14 protein-coding genes are annotated in these 18,059 nt (G+C 72.0%); 7 read left to right on the forward strand and 7 right to left on the reverse strand.

Annotated elements, in window-relative coordinates; all coding sequences use genetic code 11:
* Window positions 1-144 precede the first annotated feature (144 nt).
* Together disA and radA are read right to left on the reverse strand one after the other, a co-directional pair.
* Window positions 145-1,203 (reverse strand): DNA integrity scanning diadenylate cyclase DisA, encoded by a 1,059-nt coding sequence (disA, locus tag ACZ59A_RS42215; RefSeq protein ID WP_468054669.1) that lies wholly within the window; start codon window positions 1,201-1,203, stop codon window positions 145-147.
* Window positions 1,204-1,463: 260 nt separating this feature from the next.
* Window positions 1,464-2,885: a DNA repair protein RadA gene (gene radA / locus ACZ59A_RS42220; protein ID WP_470970457.1), complete on the reverse strand. Its 1,422-nt coding sequence runs from the start codon at window positions 2,883-2,885 to the stop codon at window positions 1,464-1,466.
* Between the two features lie 190 nt (window positions 2,886-3,075).
* Here radA and ACZ59A_RS42225 point away from each other — a divergent pair, with 190 nt between their 5' ends.
* Window positions 3,076-4,752 (forward strand): BACON domain-containing protein, encoded by a 1,677-nt coding sequence (locus ACZ59A_RS42225; protein WP_470970459.1) that lies wholly within the window; start codon window positions 3,076-3,078, stop codon window positions 4,750-4,752.
* A gap of 191 nt (window positions 4,753-4,943) precedes the next feature.
* On the opposite strand, the gene ACZ59A_RS42230 is transcribed toward ACZ59A_RS42225, so the two are convergent.
* Complete coding sequence (locus ACZ59A_RS42230) at window positions 4,944-5,801, reverse strand: DUF3109 family protein (protein WP_468054638.1); 858 nt, start codon at window positions 5,799-5,801, stop codon at window positions 4,944-4,946.
* A 107-nt stretch (window positions 5,802-5,908) separates the two neighbouring features.
* Here ACZ59A_RS42230 and ACZ59A_RS42235 point away from each other — a divergent pair, with 107 nt between their 5' ends.
* The 4 genes from ACZ59A_RS42235 (at window position 5,909) to ilvD (ending at window position 10,379) form a co-directional block, all read left to right on the forward strand.
* Entirely contained in the window at window positions 5,909-6,838 is a 930-nt protein-coding gene (locus ACZ59A_RS42235; RefSeq protein ID WP_470970461.1) for a Ppx/GppA family phosphatase, read from the forward strand.
* 66 nt (window positions 6,839-6,904) lie between these two features.
* Window positions 6,905-7,750: a sugar phosphate isomerase/epimerase family protein gene (locus ACZ59A_RS42240; protein ID WP_468054642.1), complete on the forward strand. Its 846-nt coding sequence runs from the start codon at window positions 6,905-6,907 to the stop codon at window positions 7,748-7,750.
* Window positions 7,747-8,385: a TetR/AcrR family transcriptional regulator gene (locus ACZ59A_RS42245; protein WP_470970464.1), complete on the forward strand. Its 639-nt coding sequence runs from the start codon at window positions 7,747-7,749 to the stop codon at window positions 8,383-8,385. Before ACZ59A_RS42240 ends, ACZ59A_RS42245 begins: the two co-directional genes overlap by 4 nt.
* Before the next feature lie 143 nt (window positions 8,386-8,528).
* Window positions 8,529-10,379: a dihydroxy-acid dehydratase gene (ilvD, locus tag ACZ59A_RS42250; protein ID WP_470970466.1), complete on the forward strand. Its 1,851-nt coding sequence runs from the start codon at window positions 8,529-8,531 to the stop codon at window positions 10,377-10,379.
* Between the two features lies 1 nt (window position 10,380).
* Here ilvD and ACZ59A_RS42255 read toward each other — a convergent pair whose 3' ends face one another.
* Window positions 10,381-12,579, reverse strand: coding sequence for a protein kinase domain-containing protein (locus ACZ59A_RS42255; protein WP_470970469.1), 2,199 nt, complete (start codon window positions 12,577-12,579; stop codon window positions 10,381-10,383).
* Between the two features lie 144 nt (window positions 12,580-12,723).
* Here ACZ59A_RS42255 and ACZ59A_RS42260 point away from each other — a divergent pair, with 144 nt between their 5' ends.
* Complete coding sequence (locus ACZ59A_RS42260; RefSeq protein WP_468054650.1) at window positions 12,724-13,014, forward strand: SH3 domain-containing protein; 291 nt, start codon at window positions 12,724-12,726, stop codon at window positions 13,012-13,014.
* Window positions 13,015-13,086: 72 nt separating this feature from the next.
* On the opposite strand, the gene ACZ59A_RS42265 is transcribed toward ACZ59A_RS42260, so the two are convergent.
* Window positions 13,087-14,622, reverse strand: a complete 1,536-nt coding sequence (locus ACZ59A_RS42265; RefSeq protein ID WP_470970471.1) for a SulP family inorganic anion transporter — start codon at window positions 14,620-14,622, stop codon at window positions 13,087-13,089.
* Between the two features lie 202 nt (window positions 14,623-14,824).
* The gene (locus tag ACZ59A_RS42270) at window positions 14,825-15,211 is read right to left on the reverse strand and encodes a hypothetical protein (protein WP_470970473.1); all 387 of its coding nucleotides are present in this window, start codon (window positions 15,209-15,211) and stop codon (window positions 14,825-14,827) included.
* A 485-nt stretch (window positions 15,212-15,696) separates the two neighbouring features.
* Here ACZ59A_RS42270 and proC point away from each other — a divergent pair, with 485 nt between their 5' ends.
* Entirely contained in the window at window positions 15,697-16,506 is an 810-nt protein-coding gene (gene proC, locus ACZ59A_RS42275; RefSeq protein ID WP_470970476.1) for a pyrroline-5-carboxylate reductase, read from the forward strand.
* 58 nt (window positions 16,507-16,564) lie between these two features.
* Here the strand turns inward: proC and trpS are convergent, their stop codons facing one another.
* Window positions 16,565-17,584, reverse strand: a complete 1,020-nt coding sequence (gene trpS, locus ACZ59A_RS42280) for a tryptophan--tRNA ligase (RefSeq protein WP_470970478.1) — start codon at window positions 17,582-17,584, stop codon at window positions 16,565-16,567.
* Window positions 17,585-18,059 lie beyond the last annotated feature (475 nt).

Consider the following 18,059-nt stretch of genomic DNA (forward strand, 5'->3'; position numbering starts at 1 on the left):
GCGCCCTCGCAGTATACATACTTGTTTTTTCCCCCCCCCCAAGTCCCCGCCCAGTCCCACACCCACCCCCACTGGGGAAGGACCCAGCCTGCTCCCCCCCCCCCCCCCCCCTCCGCCGTGTCGTAGGACGTACCTCGGGATTCGCTAGACGTACCGCTCCAGAATGGACGACTCCGCCAGCCGCGACAGGCCCTCGCGGACCGAGCGGGCCCGGGCCTCGCCCACGCCGTCGACCATCTGCAGATCGTCCACACTCGCGGCCAGCAGCTTCTGCAGCCCGCCGAAGTGCTCCACCAGCCGCTCGATGATCGCCCCCGGCAGCCTCGGCACCTTGGCCAGCAGCCGGAACCCGCGCGGGGAGACCGCCGAGTCCAGGGTCTCGGGGGAGCCCGTGTACCCCAGGGCGCGGGCCACGATGGGAAGTTCGAGCAGCTCGGTGTGGGTGAGCCGGTCCAGCTCGGCGAGCGCGTCGGCGACGGTGCGGGTGCGCTTGGCGGTCGGCTCGGGCACATAGTCCCGTACGACCAGCTCCCGCTCCGGCTCCACGCCCGCGATCAGCTCGTCCAGCTGGAGCGACAGCAGCCGTCCGTCCGTGCCCAGCTCCACCACGTACTCGGCGATCTCGGTGGCGATGCGCCGCACCATCTCCAGCCGCTGCGCGACCGCGCTGACGTCCCGGACGGTGACCAGGTCCTCGATCTCCAGCGCGGAGAGCGTGCCCGCGACCTCGTCCAGCCGCAGCTTGTACCGCTCCAGCGTGGCCAGCGCCTGGTTGGCGCGGGACAGGATGGCCGCCGAATCCTCCAGGACCCGCCGCTGCCCGCCCACGTACAGCGCGATCAGCCGCATGGACTGGCTGACGGACACGACCGGGAACCCGGTCTGGATGGAGACGCGCTGTGCGGTGCGGTGCCGGGTGCCGGTCTCCTCGGTGGCGATCGCCGCGTCCGGGACGAGCTGCACCCCCGCCCGCACGATCTTGCTGATGTCCTTGTCGAGCACCAGCGCCCCGTCCAGCTTGCACAGTTCGCGCAGCCGGGTGGCGGTGAACTCGACGTCGATGACGAAGCCGCCGGTACACAGCGACTCCACGGTCTTGTCGGTGCCGAGCACAATGAGCCCGCCCGTGTTTCCACGGAGGATGCGCTCAAGGCCGTCGCGCAGCGCCGTGCCCGGCGCGACGGCGCTCAGAGTGGCACGCATCAGACTGTCGGCTTTGCCGGGAGTCGTCGCCCGGTCGCCTGCTGCCACTGCACTCCTCCGTCACAAGGTCTGAATCGGTGCCGCGAGTCGCCCCTCCGCGCCGGTGTACGAGGCCACGTAGGGGCGAGACCAGGGCAAAGTCTACCGGCGGTCCCCGGGCTCCTGTGGGGTCTCCCGGCGTACGCCCCTGGGCGGGCACCGGAGCGCGGCTTCTCCCATGGTCCGGATCGCCCCGCTCACCACCGCGTTCGCCCCCTGAATCACCCCTGCTCGGGGGCGTCCGCGCGGGTTCGGTCCTTGCGCTCGCGCCGGGGCAGAACGCGCAGTGCGTCCCCTATGTCCGCAACCTCCAGCACCCGCATGCCGTCGGGGATCCGGCCCGGGTCGGAGGGCACCAGGGCGTGGGTGAAGCCCAGCCGGGCGGCCTCGGACAGCCGCCGCTGCACCCCGGTGACCCGCCGGACCTCGCCCGCGAGCCCCACTTCGCCGATCGCCACCAGGTTCTTCGGCAGCGGGGTGTCGCTCGCGGCGCTCGCCAGCGCGAGCGCCACCGCGAGGTCCGCCGCGGGCTCCGACAGCTTCACACCGCCCACGGTGGCGCTGTAGATGTCGCGCTTGCCGAGCGCGCTGATCCGGCCGCGCTGCTCCAGGACGGCCAGCATCATCGAGACCCGGGAGGTCTCCAGACCGGAGGTGGTGCGGCGGGGGGAGGGGATCTGCGAGTCGACGGTCAGCGCCTGCACCTCGGCCACCAGCGGCCTGCGGCCCTCCAGGGTGACGGTCAGACAGGTGCCGGGCACCGGCTCGGCGCGCCGGGTGAGGAACAGGCCCGAGGGGTCGGCGAGACCGGTGATGCCCTCGTCGTGCAGCTCGAAGCAGCCCACCTCGTCCGTCGCCCCGTAACGGTTCTTGACGCCGCGGACCAGCCGCAGCCGGGCGTGCCGGTCGCCCTCGAAGTGCAGCACCACGTCGACCAGGTGCTCCAGCAGCCGGGGGCCCGCGATGGCCCCGTCCTTGGTCACATGGCCGACCAGCAGCGTGGACATGCCGCGCTCCTTGGACGCCCGGATCAGCGCCCCGGCCACCTCGCGCACCTGGGCCATGCCGCCGGGCGCGCCGTCCAGCTCGGGCGAGGCGACGGTCTGGACGGAGTCCAGGATCAGCAGCGACGGCTTGACCGAGTCGAGATGGCCGAGCACGGCGGACAGATCGGTCTCGGCCGCGAGGTAGAGATGCTCGCTCAGCGCCCCGATCCGGTCGGCGCGCAGCCGGACCTGACTCGCCGACTCCTCCGCTGTCACATACAGCGTGCGGTGGTCGTCGCTGGCCGCCTTGGCCGCGACGTCCAGCAGCAGCGTGGACTTGCCGACCCCCGGTTCCCCGGCCAGCAGCACCACGGCGCCGGGCACCAGACCGCCGCCGAGCACCCGGTCCAGCTCGTCCACCCCGGTGGAGCGGGCGGTGGCCGTGCGGCCGTCGACCTGGCCGATGGGCAGGGCGGCCGAGGTGACCCGGCCGGGCGCGGTGGTCCGCACGGCGGGCGCGCCGTACTCCTCGACCGTGCCCCACGCCTGGCACTCCGGACAGCGGCCGAGCCACTTGGCCGTGGTCCAGCCGCACTCGGTGCAGCGGTAGGAGGGCCGGTCCTTGGCGGATGAACGGGAGGAGCTACGGGCAGCCATGGCACCACGCTAGCGTCGGCCACCGACAGCGGGACGCCCAGGCCGCCCGAGCCGCTTGTGGGCTCATAGCAGTTCGGCGACACGGGAGGGGGACACCTGTCCCCTTATGAGGGAGATGGTCACCCGTAAGGGTTAAAACTGCCGAAGTAAGGCGAGCGAGTCTGCATCATCCGCCTACGGTCGCCGGGTGATGAGCAGCAGGTCCGAGCACTCGACACACGCCACCGGCGCACACCGGGCGCAGCGCCGCGCGCCCCGCGTCGCCACCACGCGTCCCCAGCGGCCTCCCGCGCGCTACGAGCCGTATCTGGACGGTCTGTTCACCTATTGCCTGTCGGTCCTCTGCGAGCACGACGCCGCGGCCGTCACGCTCGGCGATGTGCTGGCCGTCGCCGAGCGGCGGCTCGGCCGGGGGCGCGGGCGCGCCGAGGCCGAGGAGGAGCCGAGCAGGCCGTGGCTCTACGCGGTCGCCCGCTGGGCCTGTCTGCGCACGCTCGCCGAGCTGCGGGAGCAGCGGGTGCCGAGGGGCGGGCGGAGCGGTCCGGACACCGCGCTGCCCGAGCCCGTCGCCGACCGCCGCCGCCGCGAACTCGCCGCGCTCGCCTGGCCGGAGGCCGCCGGGACCACCGCCGCCCAGCGCGAGGCGCTCGAACTCCACGTCCGCCACCAGCTCACCCCCGCCGAGGTCGCCGCCGCGCTCGGCAAGGAGCCCGACGAGACCCGCGCGCTGCTCTCCAGCGCCGCCTGCGAGGTGGAGCGGACCCGCGCCGCGCTCGCCGTCGTGGAACTGGGCCACTGCCCCGTCGTCGCCCGGCTCGCGGGCGACACCCAGGTGCTGCTCTCCGCCGCGCTCCGCCGTGAGCTGGTGCGCCATGTCGACGACTGCCGCGAATGCCGCCGGATGGCGGAGCGGGCCACGGCGGACGGCCCCTGGCCCGGTACGGCCGCCGCCCCCGCCGCGCTGCCGGTGCTGGAGGCGCCCCGTTCCGCCGTGCACGCAGCGATGCTGTGCGCCCTGAGCGGCCGCCCCGTGCGCGCCGCGGGCGGTCCGCGCTTCGACCGGCGCGGCTTCCCGCTGGACCCCCAGGACCGGGCCGCCCGCCGCAGCAGGCTGCGCAGCCGCGCCCTGACCACGACCGTGGTCGCCGCGGTGGTGGCCGCCCCGGTGCTCGCCCTGTGGGCCGCCTACCGGGGTGCGCCGCTCGCCGGTGACGAGCACGACACGGACTCGGTGGCCGCCGCCAACGCGGACGGCACGGACGGCGCGCACAAGGCCCCCGCCGGTGAGCGGGACCGGTCCGCCGGGCGTGCCTACGAGCGGGCGGGCAGCGCGCAGGACCGTTCCGGCGCGGCCCCGCTCCGCAACCGGGCCGAGGTGACGGTGGAGGTCATCGGCGCGGACGGCGACCGGCAGCGGCCCGGCAAGAGCACCGCCCGCTCCCGCGGCGCGGCCCGCCCCACCGACGGGCCTGCCCCACCCCGCCCCGCCCCGGGCCCCGGCCGCCTCACCGTGGAGGCCCAGCCGAGCGGCGAGGTGACGGTCATCACCCTGGCCGCCTCGGGCGGCGCCCCGGTCCGCTGGTCGGCCTCGGCGTCGGGCGGCGCGCCCTGGCTCCAGCTGAGCCGCACCGCCGGTGAACTGCGCCCCGGCGAGACGGCGACGATCACGGTGTCCGTCGACCGCGACCGCGAGCCGCCGGGCCACTGGCGGGCACGGGTGATGGTCGCGCCGTCGGGTGCGATGGTCGTGATCGAGGGCCGCGGTACGACGCCCGCACCAACCCCGACCCCCACCGCCCCCTCCCCCGACCCCACCCACCCCGCAACCACCCCACCCCCCTCAGACCCCCCATCCCCCAAGGAATAAGGCAGGTTGTGGGCAATCGTCCCGCGAGGGGGCACCTCCCAGCGGTAGCTGGGGGAGGGACGGGTGGGCACAACCCCACCACCGGGCCGCACCCGCCGACGAAGCCCCGAGGGGCACCATCCGGGGCACAGCCCCCGGGGCGGAGCCCCGGAAGGCGGGGGTTCAGGGGGCGCGCAGCCCCCTGGCTACGGTCAGCCCGCCGGGTCCGCCGGATGCGGAGCCACCAGCGGCAACGAGGCCGCCATCCGCGCCTCGCACAGCTCCACCAGCCGCTCGTACCCCGCCTTACCCATCAGCTCCGTCAGCTCCGGCCGGTACGACACGTACACCGGATCCCCGGCACCGTGCGCGGACACCGCCGACGTGCACCACCAGTGCAGGTCGTGCCCGCCCGGGCCCCACCCCCGGCGGTCGTATTCGCCGATCGTGATCTGCAGCACCTGCGTGTCGTCCGGGCGGTCGATCCACTCGTACGACCGCCGCACCGGCAGCTGCCAGCAGACGTCCGGCTTGGTCTCCAGCGGCTCGCGCCCCTCCCGGAGCGCCAGGATGTGCAGCGCACAGCCCGCGCCGCCCGCGAAGCCGGGGCGGTTCTGGAAGATGCACGAGCCCTTGTGGCGGCGCGTCTGACGGTCGCCGTCCTCGTCCTCCTGCACCCAGCCCCGCGCGTGTCCCTCGTCGTGGAACTGCCAGACCTCCGGGGTCAGCCGGGCCATATGGCGGGCGACCCGCTGCTCGTCCTCCTCGTCGGAGAAGTGCGCGCCCAGGGTGCAGCAGCCGTCGCTCGCGCGCCCGGCCTCGATGCCCTGGCAGCCCTGGCCGAAAATGCAGCTCCAGCGCGAGGTGAGCCAGGTCAGGTCGCAGCGGAAGACCTGCTCCTCGTCGGCGGGGTCGGGGAATTCGGCCCAGGCGCGGGCGAAGTCCAGGCCGATCTCGTCCGCGGGCGGGGCCGCCGGGGACGGGATGGACTCCTCGGCCCGCGGGCCCTGCTCCGGCTCCGGGGCAGCCTTTCGGCCTTTGTCCTGCTTCGCCTTTTTCGTCTTTGCCACGGTGCAAGGGTATGCCCCCACCGTGGAAGCACAGGGAACGGGGATCCGCACGGCTGCGGGAGGGATCCCGTGCATGGCCACGCCAGGCGCACAGTAGCGTTCTGGCCATGAGACTCGGTGTCCTCGACGTGGGTTCGAATACGGTCCATCTGCTGGTGGTGGACGCACACCAGGGCGCCCGCCCGCTGCCCGCCCACTCCCATAAGGCGGAACTGCGGCTGGCCGAACTCCTCGACGGCGACGGAGCCATCGGCACCGAAGGCGTCGACCGGCTGATCGCGGTGGTCAAGGAGGCGCTGGAGGCGGCCGAGGACAAGGGCGTCGAGGAGGTGCTGCCGTTCGCGACCTCCGCGGTCCGGGAGGCCGCCAACGCCGACGGCGTCCTCGCCCGGGTCGCCGAGGAGACCGGCGTACGGCTGCGCGTCCTCAGCGGCGAGGACGAGGCCCGGCTCACCTTCCTGGCCGCCCGCCGCTGGTGCGGCTGGTCGTCGGGGCGGCTGCTGCTCCTGGACATCGGCGGCGGCTCGCTGGAGATCGCGTACGGACTCGACGAGGAGCCCGACGCGGCCGTCTCGCTGCCGCTGGGCGCGGGCCGGCTGACCGCCGCCTGGCTGCCCGGCGACCTGCCCGACCCGGCGGACGTCCGCGCCCTGCGACGGCATGTGCGCACCGAGATCGCCCGCGTCGTCGGCGACTTCAGCCGCCACAGCATGCCGGACCAGGTGGTCGCCACCTCCAAGACCTTCAAGCAGCTGGCCAGGATCGCGGGTGCGGCGCGCTCCGCCGAGGGGCCCTACGTGGAGCGCAGGCTGACCGCCAAGGCGCTGGAGGAGTGGGTGCCCCGGCTGGCCGCCATGCCCACAGAGGAGCGCGCCGGGCTGCCCGGGGTGTCCGAGGGGCGGGCCCCGCAGCTGCTGGCCGGGGCGCTGGTGGCCGAGGCCGCCATGGATCTGTTCGGCGTCGATGTGCTGGAGATCTGCCCGTGGGCGCTGCGCGAGGGGGTCATTCTGCGCCGCCTCGACCACCTGCCCACATGACGCCCGCATGACGTGATCGGCAGTCGCGGTTTAGTCGCACAGAGCAGCGGCCGTACGCTGTCCCTCGTGACAGAGCCAGTGGTGCGCATCCCGGATGCGAAGGTCGCCCTGTCCACCGCCTCGGTCTATCCGGAGTCGACGGCGACGGCCTTCGAGATCGCCGCGCGGCTGGGCTACGACGGTGTCGAGGTCATGGTGTGGACCGATCCGGTCAGCCAGGACATCGAGTCGCTGCGCCGCCTCTCCGAGTATCACGGGGTGCCGATCCTTGCCGTGCACGCGCCATGTCTGCTGATCACTCAGCGGGTGTGGTCCACCGACCCGTGGGTCAAGCTGCAGCGGGCCAAGTCGGCGGCCGAGCGGCTGGGCGCGTCCACCGTCGTCGTCCACCCGCCGTTCCGATGGCAGCGCTCGTACTCCCGCGAGTTCGTACGCGGAATCTGGCGGATGGCGGACGAGACCGACGTGAGATTCGCGGTGGAGAACATGTTCCCGTGGCGCTACCGCGACCGGGAGATGCTCGCGTACGCGCCGGACTGGGACGTCACCAAGGACGACTACCGGCACTTCACGATCGACCTCTCGCACACCGCGACCTCCCGGACGGACGCCCTGGACATGGTGGACCGGATGGGCGACCGGCTCGCCCATCTCCATCTCGCCGACGGCCAGGGCTCCAACAAGGACGAGCACCTGGTGCCGGGGCGCGGCGCCCAGCCCTGCGCGGAACTGCTGGAACGTCTCGCCAGGACCGGCTTCGACGGCCATGTGGTGGTCGAGGTGAACACCCGCCGGGCCATGTCCCAGGCCGAGCGCGAGGCCGATCTCGCGGAGGCGCTGGCCTTCACCCGGCTCCATCTGGCCTCCCCGACCCCGGCCTCCCGGGCGGGCAGGGCGGTGCGCCGGAAGTGACCCCCGCCACACCCCCGCCGCCCGCCGCCGGGCCCCGCCGCGGCCGCGGCCGCCCGGCCCGCGGCAGCGTGGCCGACGGGCCCGGGGCCCGCGACCGGATCCTGGCCGCGGCGCGCAACGAGTTCGCCGAGCGCGGCTACGACAAGGCGTCGATCCGCGGCATCGCCAAGGCCGCCGAGGTGGACCCGGCGCTGGTCCACCACTACTTCGGCACCAAGGAGCAGGTCTTCGGCGCGGCGATCGAGCTGATCCTCGCGCCCGCCATGGGCGCCCCGGACGCGGTGCACACCGGGAGCCGGGAGGGCGCGGGCGAGCGGATGGCCCGCTACTTCTTCGCCACCTGGGAGAACCCGGTCTCCCGGCTGCCGCTGCTGGCGGTGATGCGCTCCGCGCTCACCAACGAGGCCGCCGCCGCCGTACTGCGCGGGATGATCGAGCGGCGGCTGCTGATGCGGATGGCGCGCGATCTGGACGTGCCGGACCCGAAGTTCCGGGCCCAGCTCGCGGCCGCCCAGATCATCGGGATCGCGATGCTGCGGTACGTGATCAAGATGGAGCCGGTGGCCTCGGCGACCGTGGACGAGATCATCGCCATGGTGGGCCCGACGCTCCAGCGGTATCTCACCGAGAAGTGACCCGTGATTCCGTACTGTGAGCCGCCCGTCTCTGGATCCGGACACCGCATCGGGATTCGCGCCCCACAGGCGTAGAGTCGGAAGACTCCGAACCGATCCGCACGTCCGCTTCGCAGGACGCACTTACGAGGGAGCCGAGTACCGTGCCCGAGCTGAGGTCCCGCACCGTCACCCACGGCCGCAACATGGCGGGCGCCCGCGCCCTTATGCAGGCTTCCGGCGTAGCGCGCGAGGACTTCGGCAAGCCGATCGTCGCCGTGGCCAACAGCTTCACCGAGTTCGTGCCCGGGCACACCCACCTCCAGCCGGTCGGCCGGATCGTCAGCGAGGCGATCCACGCGGCGGGTGGCATCCCGCGCGAGTTCAACACCATCGCCGTCGACGACGGCATCGCGATGGGTCACGGCGGGATGCTCTACAGCCTCCCGTCCCGCGACCTGATCGCCGACTCCGTCGAGTACATGGTCGAGGCGCACTGCGCGGACGCGCTGATCTGCATCTCCAACTGCGACAAGATCACGCCCGGGATGCTGATGGCCGCGATGCGGCTCAACATCCCGACCGTCTTCGTCTCCGGCGGCCCCATGGAGTCCGGCCGCGCGACCCTGGTCGACGGCACGGTCCGCAAACTCGACCTGATCACCGCGATCTCCGAGGCCGTCAACGACAGCGTCTCCGACGAGGACATCGCCCTCATCGAGGACAACGCCTGTCCGACCTGCGGCTCCTGCTCCGGCATGTTCACCGCGAACTCGATGAACTGCCTCACCGAGGCGATGGGCCTCGCCCTGCCGGGCAACGGCTCGGTGCTGGCCACCCACACCGCCCGCAAGGAGCTGTACGAGACGGCCGGGCGCACGGTCGTGGAGATCACCAAGCGCCACTACGAGCAGGACGACCAGACCGTCCTGCCGCGCGCCATCGGCTCCCGCGCCGCCTTCGAGAACGCCATGGCCCTCGACATCGCCATGGGCGGCTCGACCAACACGATCCTCCACCTGCTGGCCGCCGCCCAGGAGGCCGGTCTCGACTTCGGCATGCAGGCCATCGACGAGATCTCCCGCCGGCTGCCCTGCCTGTCCAAGGTCGCGCCCAACATCGCCCCCGGCGGTGTCTACTACATGGAGGACGTCCACCGGGCCGGCGGCATCCCCGCCATCCTCGGCGAGCTGTACCGCGGGGGCCTCCTCAACGAGGACGTGCACTCCGTGCACTCCGACTCGCTCGCCGACTGGCTCAAGCAGTGGGACATCCGCGGCGGTTCGCCGTCCGCCGAGGCCGTCGAGATGTTCCACGCCGCCCCCGGCTGCGTCCGCTCCGCGACCGCCTTCTCGCAGTCCGAGCGCTGGGACACCCTCGACACGGACGCCGCGGGCGGCTGCATCCGCGACCTCGCGCACGCCTACTCCACCGAGGGCGGCCTGGCCGTTCTCTACGGCAACCTCGCCGAGGACGGCTGCGTCGTGAAGACCGCGGGCGTCGACGAGTCGATCTGGACCTTCGAAGGCCCGGCCGTCGTCTGCGAGTCGCAGGAGGAAGCCGTCGAGCGGATCCTGAACAAGCAGGTCAAGGAGGGCGACGTCGTCGTCATCCGCTACGAGGGCCCCAAGGGCGGCCCCGGCATGCAGGAAATGCTCTACCCCACCTCCTTCCTCAAGGGCCGGGGCCTGGGCAAGGCGTGCGCGCTGATCACCGACGGCCGCTTCTCCGGCGGCACCTCGGGCCTGTCCATCGGCCACGCGTCCCCCGAGGCGGCCTCCGGCGGCACCATCGCCCTGGTCGAGGACGGCGACCGGATCCGCATCGACATCCCGGCCCGCACGATGGAACTCCTCGTGCCCGAGGAGAAGCTGGCCGCCCGCCGCGAGGCCCTCGGCGGCGTCTACGCCCCGAAGAACCGCGAGCGCAAGGTCTCCACCGCCCTGCGCGCCTACGCGGCCATGGCCCTCAGCGCCGACAAGGGCGCCGTGCGGGACGTCACCCGGCTGGGATAGTTCACCAGCGCGCCGGATCCCGGGCGGCCACGCCGAACACCGTGCCGTCCGGGGCCGTCGCGAAGACCTTGCCCGCCGCCGCCACGGGCGCGGGCATCAGGGCCAGGAAGCCCTGGCCGCCGGGGCGGTCCGCGCGGGGGCGGGTCTGGCCGAGCAGGCGGGCGCGCCCCGTGTCCACCGCCAGCAGACGGCCGTCCGCCGACGAGAAGTACAGCCGCTCGCCCGAGGCCACCAGCGCCGAGGCGTTGGCCACCGAGGTCTCCATCCGCCACCGCTGCGCCCCGCGCGCGGTGTCGACGGCCACTAACCCGCCGTCCTCGCCCAGCAGATACACCCGGTCGTCCCGGGCGACGGCGCTGCTCAGGGACACCGGCGCGGTCAGCTCGGACCGCCGCTCCGCCCGTCGCGCCGGGTCGTAGCCGACGACGGCGACGGTACGGGACTGGCCGTCTGCCTCCGTCAGGTACAGGACACCGCCCGGGCCCGGCCCGGCGGGGGTGAGGGTGCCGGAGAGCGAGCGATGCCAGCGCGTCGTACCGCGCACCGTGTCGATCGCCGTGACCAGGGTGTGCCGGCCGTCCGGGGCGGTGGTGAGGGCGTACGCGGTGCGGCCGTCGCCGTAACTGAAGAAGCTCGGCTCCGCGTGCCCGGACAGCGGATGGCTCCAACGCTCCCGGTTCGTCGCCCCGTTCACCGCCGTGACGGTGCCGTCCGCCGCGACCAGCAGCACCGTGCCGCCCGCCGAGTAGACCCGGCCGCCGTACGCGGACACCTCGCGGCTCCAGCGGACCCGGTGCGTACCGGGGTCCAGCGCCTCCAGCCGGGTCCCGTCCGGCGACATCACCCGCACCAGACCGCCCGCGGGGACCGGGGCGACGGGGGTGCTCTCGCCGGGGCGGCTCGTAGTGGCAGGGCGCGACCACACCACCCGGCCGTCGTCGGGGTCGATCCGGGCGGCCTGGACGCCGCGCGCCGCGCAGTACAGCGCGCCGTCCCCGTACGAACAGGACGCGGGCCGCGCGCCCTTGCCCGTCGCCCCGGCCGCGCCGCCGCGCAACTCCCGCTCCCACGGCCGCCACGCGGTCGCGGTCGCGGCGCTGTTCTGCGGGTTCCGCTCCGCCGTGGACTCCCGCTCGTTCAGCTGACGCAAGCCCACGACCGTGCCCGCACCCAGCAGGACGAGCGCGGCGAGCGCCGCCGGAACCCACCGCCGCACACCCCGCCGCGCCGACGGCACGTCCGCCTTCGCCACTTCGGGCTCGGACACCGCCTCGGGCTCATCCGCCGCCTTCGGCTCCGACGCCGGAGGCCCCACCGCCCGCTGCGCCGGGAGAACCACGGGGGCGGGCCCCACCGCCACCGGCGGCTGGGGTCCGCGGACCGCCCGCAGCACGGTCATCAGCGCATCCGGGGTGGGCCGTTCCGCCGGGTTCTTGGCCAGACAGCGCTGGACCAGCGGCAGCAGTTCGCCCGGCACCCCCGCCAGATCCGCCTCGTCGTGCACCACCTGGTACGCCACGATGTACGGGCTCTCGGACTCGAACGGCCCCCGCCCCGTCGCCGCGTGCACCAGCAGCGACCCCAGCGCGAACACATCCGCCGCCGGACCCACCGCCCGCGGCCGCTGGAACTGCTCGGGCGCCATGAACGGCGGCGTGCCGATCAACTTGCCTGTCTCGGTGCGCAGTTCGCTGTCGGACGGCCGGGAGATCCCGAAGTCGATGACCTTCGGGCCGTCCGCCGCTAGCAGCACATTGCTCGGCTTCAGATCGCGGTGGACGACCCCCACCCGATGGATGTCGCGCAGCGCCTCCGCGAGCCCGGCCGCCAGCGCCACCACCTCGTCCGGCTCCAACGAGCCGCTCCGCTTGACGTGTTCGGCAAGGGTCGGGCCGGGGATGTACGTGGTGGCCATCCAAGGCCGTACGCCCTCCGGGTCGGCGTCCACGACGGGTGCGGTGAACGCCCCGCTGACCCGCCGCGCGGCCGCCACCTCCTGCCGGAACCGCGCCCTGAACTCGGGGTCTTCGGCGAGCTCGGCATGTACGACCTTCACCGCGAGCCGCCGGCCCGAGGCCGAGCGGGCGAGGTGGACCACGCCCATGCCGCCCGAGCCGAGGCGTGCCTCAAGCCGGTACTGCCCGACGTACTCCGGATCTTCCGCTTCTGGCCCCGTCATGGCTCCGCGCCCCGGCGGCATGCCCCACCCCCGTGTATTCGGACCGCTAAGCGACTCGGCGAGCCTAGTCGATGGTTCGTACGAGACTCGTTAACCTACGCATGTCGTGTCACTTAATCCGACATGTGCACTACGTCGGAACGAAGTTCAACGGGGGAGGGCCACATGGCCATTGAAGATGCCGTCGCGCAGGAGACCGTCGCACAAGCCGTCACCTATCCGACCGCGCCCGGCTACCAGGTGAACGTCCGCAGCGGCCCCGGCACGGACTACGCGCTGGTCAAGAAGCTGCCGGTCAACACCCGCGTGCAGATCCGCTGTCAGACGCACGGTCAGCGGGTGTCCGGTCCGTACGGCTCGACGGACATCTGGGACTGCATCGCGTCCGGGCAGTACGTCTCCGACGCGTACGTGAAGACGGGAAGCGACGGCTTCGTCGCCGTCGCCTGCGGCTGACCACGCGAAAAGCCCCGGGCCCCCGGCGCGGGAAGCGCCGAGGGCCCGGGGCTGGGCTGTACCGGTCAGGTGTTACGCCGGTACTTTCGTGTCCTCTTCGGTGGCGTCCGCGTGGCTCACCACCGCGTTGTGCCGGTCGGTCCAGGTGGCCAGCGCCATCTCGCAGGCGTGGTCCACATGGCGCAGACCCCTCAGGTCCAGTTCCACGACCCGCTCACGGGGCAGCGCCTCCAGCGAGTCCAGCAGCTTGGGCAGCCGGAGGAAGGTCGCGTTGCCGAGCACCCGCACCTTGACGGTCTCGTCCTCGTCGGCGCTGTCGAGCCCCTTGACGTCGATGTGGACGTGCGAGGTCTCCCAGGCGGTCTTGATGACCGACAGCAGCAGACCGATGATGACGCCCTCGAACATGTCGGTGGTGACGATGGCCCCGGCGGTCACGATCAGGATGATCGCCTCGCCCCGGCGCTCCCGCCACAGCGGCAGCAGGTCCTTGGTCGGGATCAGCTTCCAGCCCGCGTGCACCAGCACACCGGCGAGCGTCGCGATCGGGATGATGCTCAGCGCGGAGGGGAAGAGGACCGCGAAGACCAACAGCCACACACCGTGCAGGATGCGCGAGAGCTTCGTCTTGGCACCGGCGAACACATTGGCCGAGCTGCGCACGATCACCGCGGTCATCGGCAGTGCGCCGAGCACACCGCACACCGCGTTACCGGCGCCCTGCGCCATCAGTTCCTTGTCGTACTCGGTACGCGGACCGTCGTGCAGCCGGTCCACGGCCGCCGCACTGAACAGGCTTTCGGCCGACGCGATCAGCGTGAAGGCGAGAATGGTTCCGATCACGCCCACTTCGGCCATCTGGGTGAACTCACCGATGCCGGGGGGCTGGATGGCCTCCAGCAGACCCTTGACCTCGACCCGGGCGACCGGCAGATCGAAGCTGACCGTCACGATCGTCGCGAACATGACCGCGGCCAGCGGGGCGGGCAGGATCTTGACGCCCTGCTTGAACCGCGGCCAGAAGACCAGGACCAGGATGGTTCCGACGCCGATGGCGACGGCCGTGAGCGAGTCGCTCGACCCGGCGATGTCGCCGATCAGCCCCGGAATCCCGAAGATCTTGTCGAGTCCGCTGCTCGGGGCCTTCATGTCGCCGAGGGCGTAGAGCTGCCCGGCGATCAGTACGAGGCCGATACCGGCCAGCATGCCCTGCACCACGGCGAGCGAGATCGCCCGGAACCAGCGGCCGAACCCGAGGGCACCCATGGCCAGCTGGAGCAGTCCGGAGATGAGGACGAGTACGCCCAGTGCCGCGACGCCGTACTCCTGGACCGCCTCGTAGACCAGCACCGTCAGACCGGCGGCGGGGCCCGACACCTGCAGGCTGCTGCCCGGCAGGAACCCGGTGACCAGGCCACCGACGATGCCGGTGATCAGTCCCAGCTCGGCCGGGACGCCGGAGGCGACGGCCACGCCCACGCACAGGGGCACGGCCACCAGGAAGACGACGAGAGAAGCGGTGAAGTCGGCGCGGAATGTCCCGCCGCCGGGGGAAGAGCCTGCGGCGCCACCGGCGCCGCGGAAACGATCGAGAAGAGAGTTTCGCATGAGGGTTGCCTCCAGTGCGCCCCGTCACCGGCTCTGGGCAGGCGGGGGCACGGCATAGCACTTCGTCAGTGGGATCGATGGAATCGGTCGCTGGCGGTGAAGCTCGCTTGCTCACGACAGCGTGAGGAAGCGTGAAACGTGGCGCGCGAGGGTGCGCGAAACTAAGCCGTCATGAGCCGTCGGCATATGACGGCGACAGCCCTCAGCAGCGGAAAATCTGGAGAATGACGGGCAACTCGCCCGATCTCGAAACCGGCACGGCCTGCCGGCCTGTCAGGGATTCGCTGATCGCGGTGCGCGGCAACCGCACACCCGCGTCGCATCCGCACACACATCCGTATTTGCCGCTCGGTGTGGGCGCGGTCAGCGGGGCCCGTCCGTTTCGGAGACCCTTGCAGTCCTCCACCCCGTCGTCATGATGGGCGGAGAGAGCCTTAATGATGGGCTTGGGGTCCGCGGACGCGGTCGAGGTGATCGTTTCGGGATGGGTGACCTGCGCGGACGCGGTATCGGCGGCGATGAAGAGGGCGAGCAGTACGGATACCACGGCTAGCAGCCCACGGGCGGTATGCCGGACCGTCCTCACCATCGCCTCCCTCCTGTACGTATCGACACTCAACTCCATTGTGTCCAGAAGGCCGTGACCATTTGCAAGTCGATATGTAACCAACTTGTGAATGGAGAGGTGTCGAACAGGACGGCTTCGTTCCGATCGCCCCGGCGGACGCCAGCGCGCACGGGCGATCGGGTCACGCCGGACCGTCTGGAGGGGCCGTGAAAAATATTATTCATCGAACAATGAATAATCCGCTTGGGTGATGGCCTTCATGGGGGCGGTTCCTCCGGTTCGTGTCGCGGTGTGGTTCTGTCGGCGGGCTCTGTCGTGCCCTTCCGACACCCGCTACGTTGCCGTACCGAACCTGAACGCAGCCTGAAGTCCTGAAGCGCTCTTCAGCAGGTCACTCATGAGGTTTCGGCCCGCAGGTGATCGCCGTAGTGGGCCGCGTCGTCCGGCCCCGGTGCGAGGATGAGAGGCGTCCATCCATCGCAGCAACGCACGAGGTGAGCCGCACTATGACGGAGACGGTCGCCGTACTCGGCACGGGAAAGATCGGCGAGGCCCTGCTCAGCGGAATGATCCGCGGTGGCTGGAAACCGTCCGATCTGCTGGTCACCGCCCGCCGTCCGGAACGCGCCCAGGAACTGCGGGCACGCTACGGCGTCGAGGCCGTCACCAACGCCGAGGCGGCCAAGGCCGCCGACACCCTCATCCTCACCGTCAAGCCGCAGGACATGAGCACGCTGCTCGACGAGCTGGCCCCGCACGTGCCCGCCGACCGACTGGTGATCTCCGGCGCCGCGGGCATCCCGACCTCCTTCTTCGAGGCGCGCCTGGCCGTCGGCACGCCTGTCGTGCGCGTCATGACCAACACCCCCGCCCTCGTCGACGAGGCCATGTCCGTCATCTCGGCGGGCAGCCACGCCCAGGAGGAGCACCTCGTCCACGCCGAGGCGATCTTCGGCGGCGTCGGCAAGACGCTCCGCGTCCCGGAGAGCCAGCAGGACGCCGCGACCGCTCTCTCCGGCTCCGGTCCCGCGTACTTCTACTTTCTCGTCGAGGCCATGACGGACGCCGGAATCCTGCTCGGGCTGCCCCGCGACAAGGCCCACGACCTGATCGTCCAGGCGGCGATCGGCGCCGCGACGATGCTGCGCGACAGCGGCCAGCACCCGGTCTCGCTGCGCGAGGCCGTGACCTCCCCCGCGGGCACCACCATCAGCGCCATCCGCGAACTGGAGAGCCACGGCGTACGCGCCGCCCTGATCGCCGCCCTGGAGGCAGCCCGCGACCGCAGCCGCGAGCTGGCCTCCGGCAACGGCTGACCCCGCCCGGGCCCCGGTGCCGAGCCGGGGCCCGAAGGCCCCGGCTCAGGCCGCCGTCTCAGGCCGACGGCAGCAGTCCCACCGCCGCATACGCGGCGTCGACGCGCGGCCGGGCCAGCGCCCTGGCGCGCTCGGCCCCGGCCCGCAGCACCCCGTCCACATAAGAGGGGTCCGCGCTCAGCTCGGCGTGCCGGGCCCGGAGCGGCCGCAGCAGCTCCACCACCGCCTCGGCCACCGCGCCCTTCAGCGCCCCGTACGAGGTGTATTCGTCGGCCAGCACCTCCGGCTTGCCCCCGGTGCACGCCGCGAGCACATCCAGCAGATTCGCCACCCCGGGCTGCTCCTCCCGGTCGTACCGGACATCGCTGCCGCTGTCCGTGACCGCCCGCATGATCTTCTTGCGCACGACGTCCGTCTCGTCCAGGAGATAGACGATGCCCCTGCCCTCGGCGTGCGACTTCCCCATCTTCGCCAGCGGATCCTGCAGATCCATCACCCGTGCCGCGACCGGCGGAGGCGTCGCCCGCGGCACGGTGAATACCGGCCCGTACCGCTGGTTGAACCGCCGCGCCAGCTCCCGGGTCAGCTCCACGTGCTGTGTCTGGTCGTCACCGACCGGCACCTCGTCCGTCCCGTACGCCAGGATGTCGGCTGCCATCAGGGCCGGATAGGTGAGCAGCGACAGCCGTACGCTCCGACCGCGTGCCGACTCCTGCGCGACCTTCTCCTTGTACTGGATCATCCGCCGCATCTCGCCGTCGGAGGCCGTGCACTCCATCAGATAGGAGAGCCGGGCGTGTTCGTCCACATGGCTCTGGACGAACAGGGTGCACTGCTCCGGGGCCAGACCAGCGGCCAGGAACAGGGTGGCCGTCTGCCGGGACAGCCGTCGCACCCGCGCCGGATCGTGTTCCACGGTCAGCGCGTGCAGATCGACGACGCAGAACAGCGCGTCGGCCCGGTACTGGTCCTCTTCAACCCACCGGCGCAGGGCGCCGAGGTAGTTGCCGAGGGTCAGATGCCCGGTCGGCTTGACCCCGCTGAAGATTCGGGGACGTGCCGTCGTGGTGTGTGCCATGGGTCTGCTCTCTCCCGCTGTGTCGGGACCGCCGGGCCGGACGGCCGGGTCCGCGAGAGGGAGGAGATACGGATACGGCCGCCGGATCGGCGGCCGTGGAAGTGCATGCGCTGGGGCGGCCGCCGGTCAGGCGGGCCACCACTGTGCGATGTGCGCATGCTTCGTCATGGCTCTGAGAGTACGCCCGGCAGGGCGGCCCGGCACGGGTTTGAAGGCCGCCGGGGCGTCGTGTAGTGTTCTTCGAGTTGTCACGGAGTCCCGCAGGGAAACGGGGCAACACTTCGAGCCGCACCGGCGGCAAACCACTCAGCACGACCCCCAATCGGGAACGACTTCGGCATGCCGAAATCCGGACCGAAAAGCTCGATTATGAGCTTCCCGGGGAATCCGCTAAAGTGGTGGACACGCCGGAAGGCGCGAAACACCCCGCTCCAACAGGGGGCCGGAAACGGAATTCGGACCGGAAACGGAACGG

Source organism: Streptomyces sp. NPDC040405, assembly GCF_055595765.1.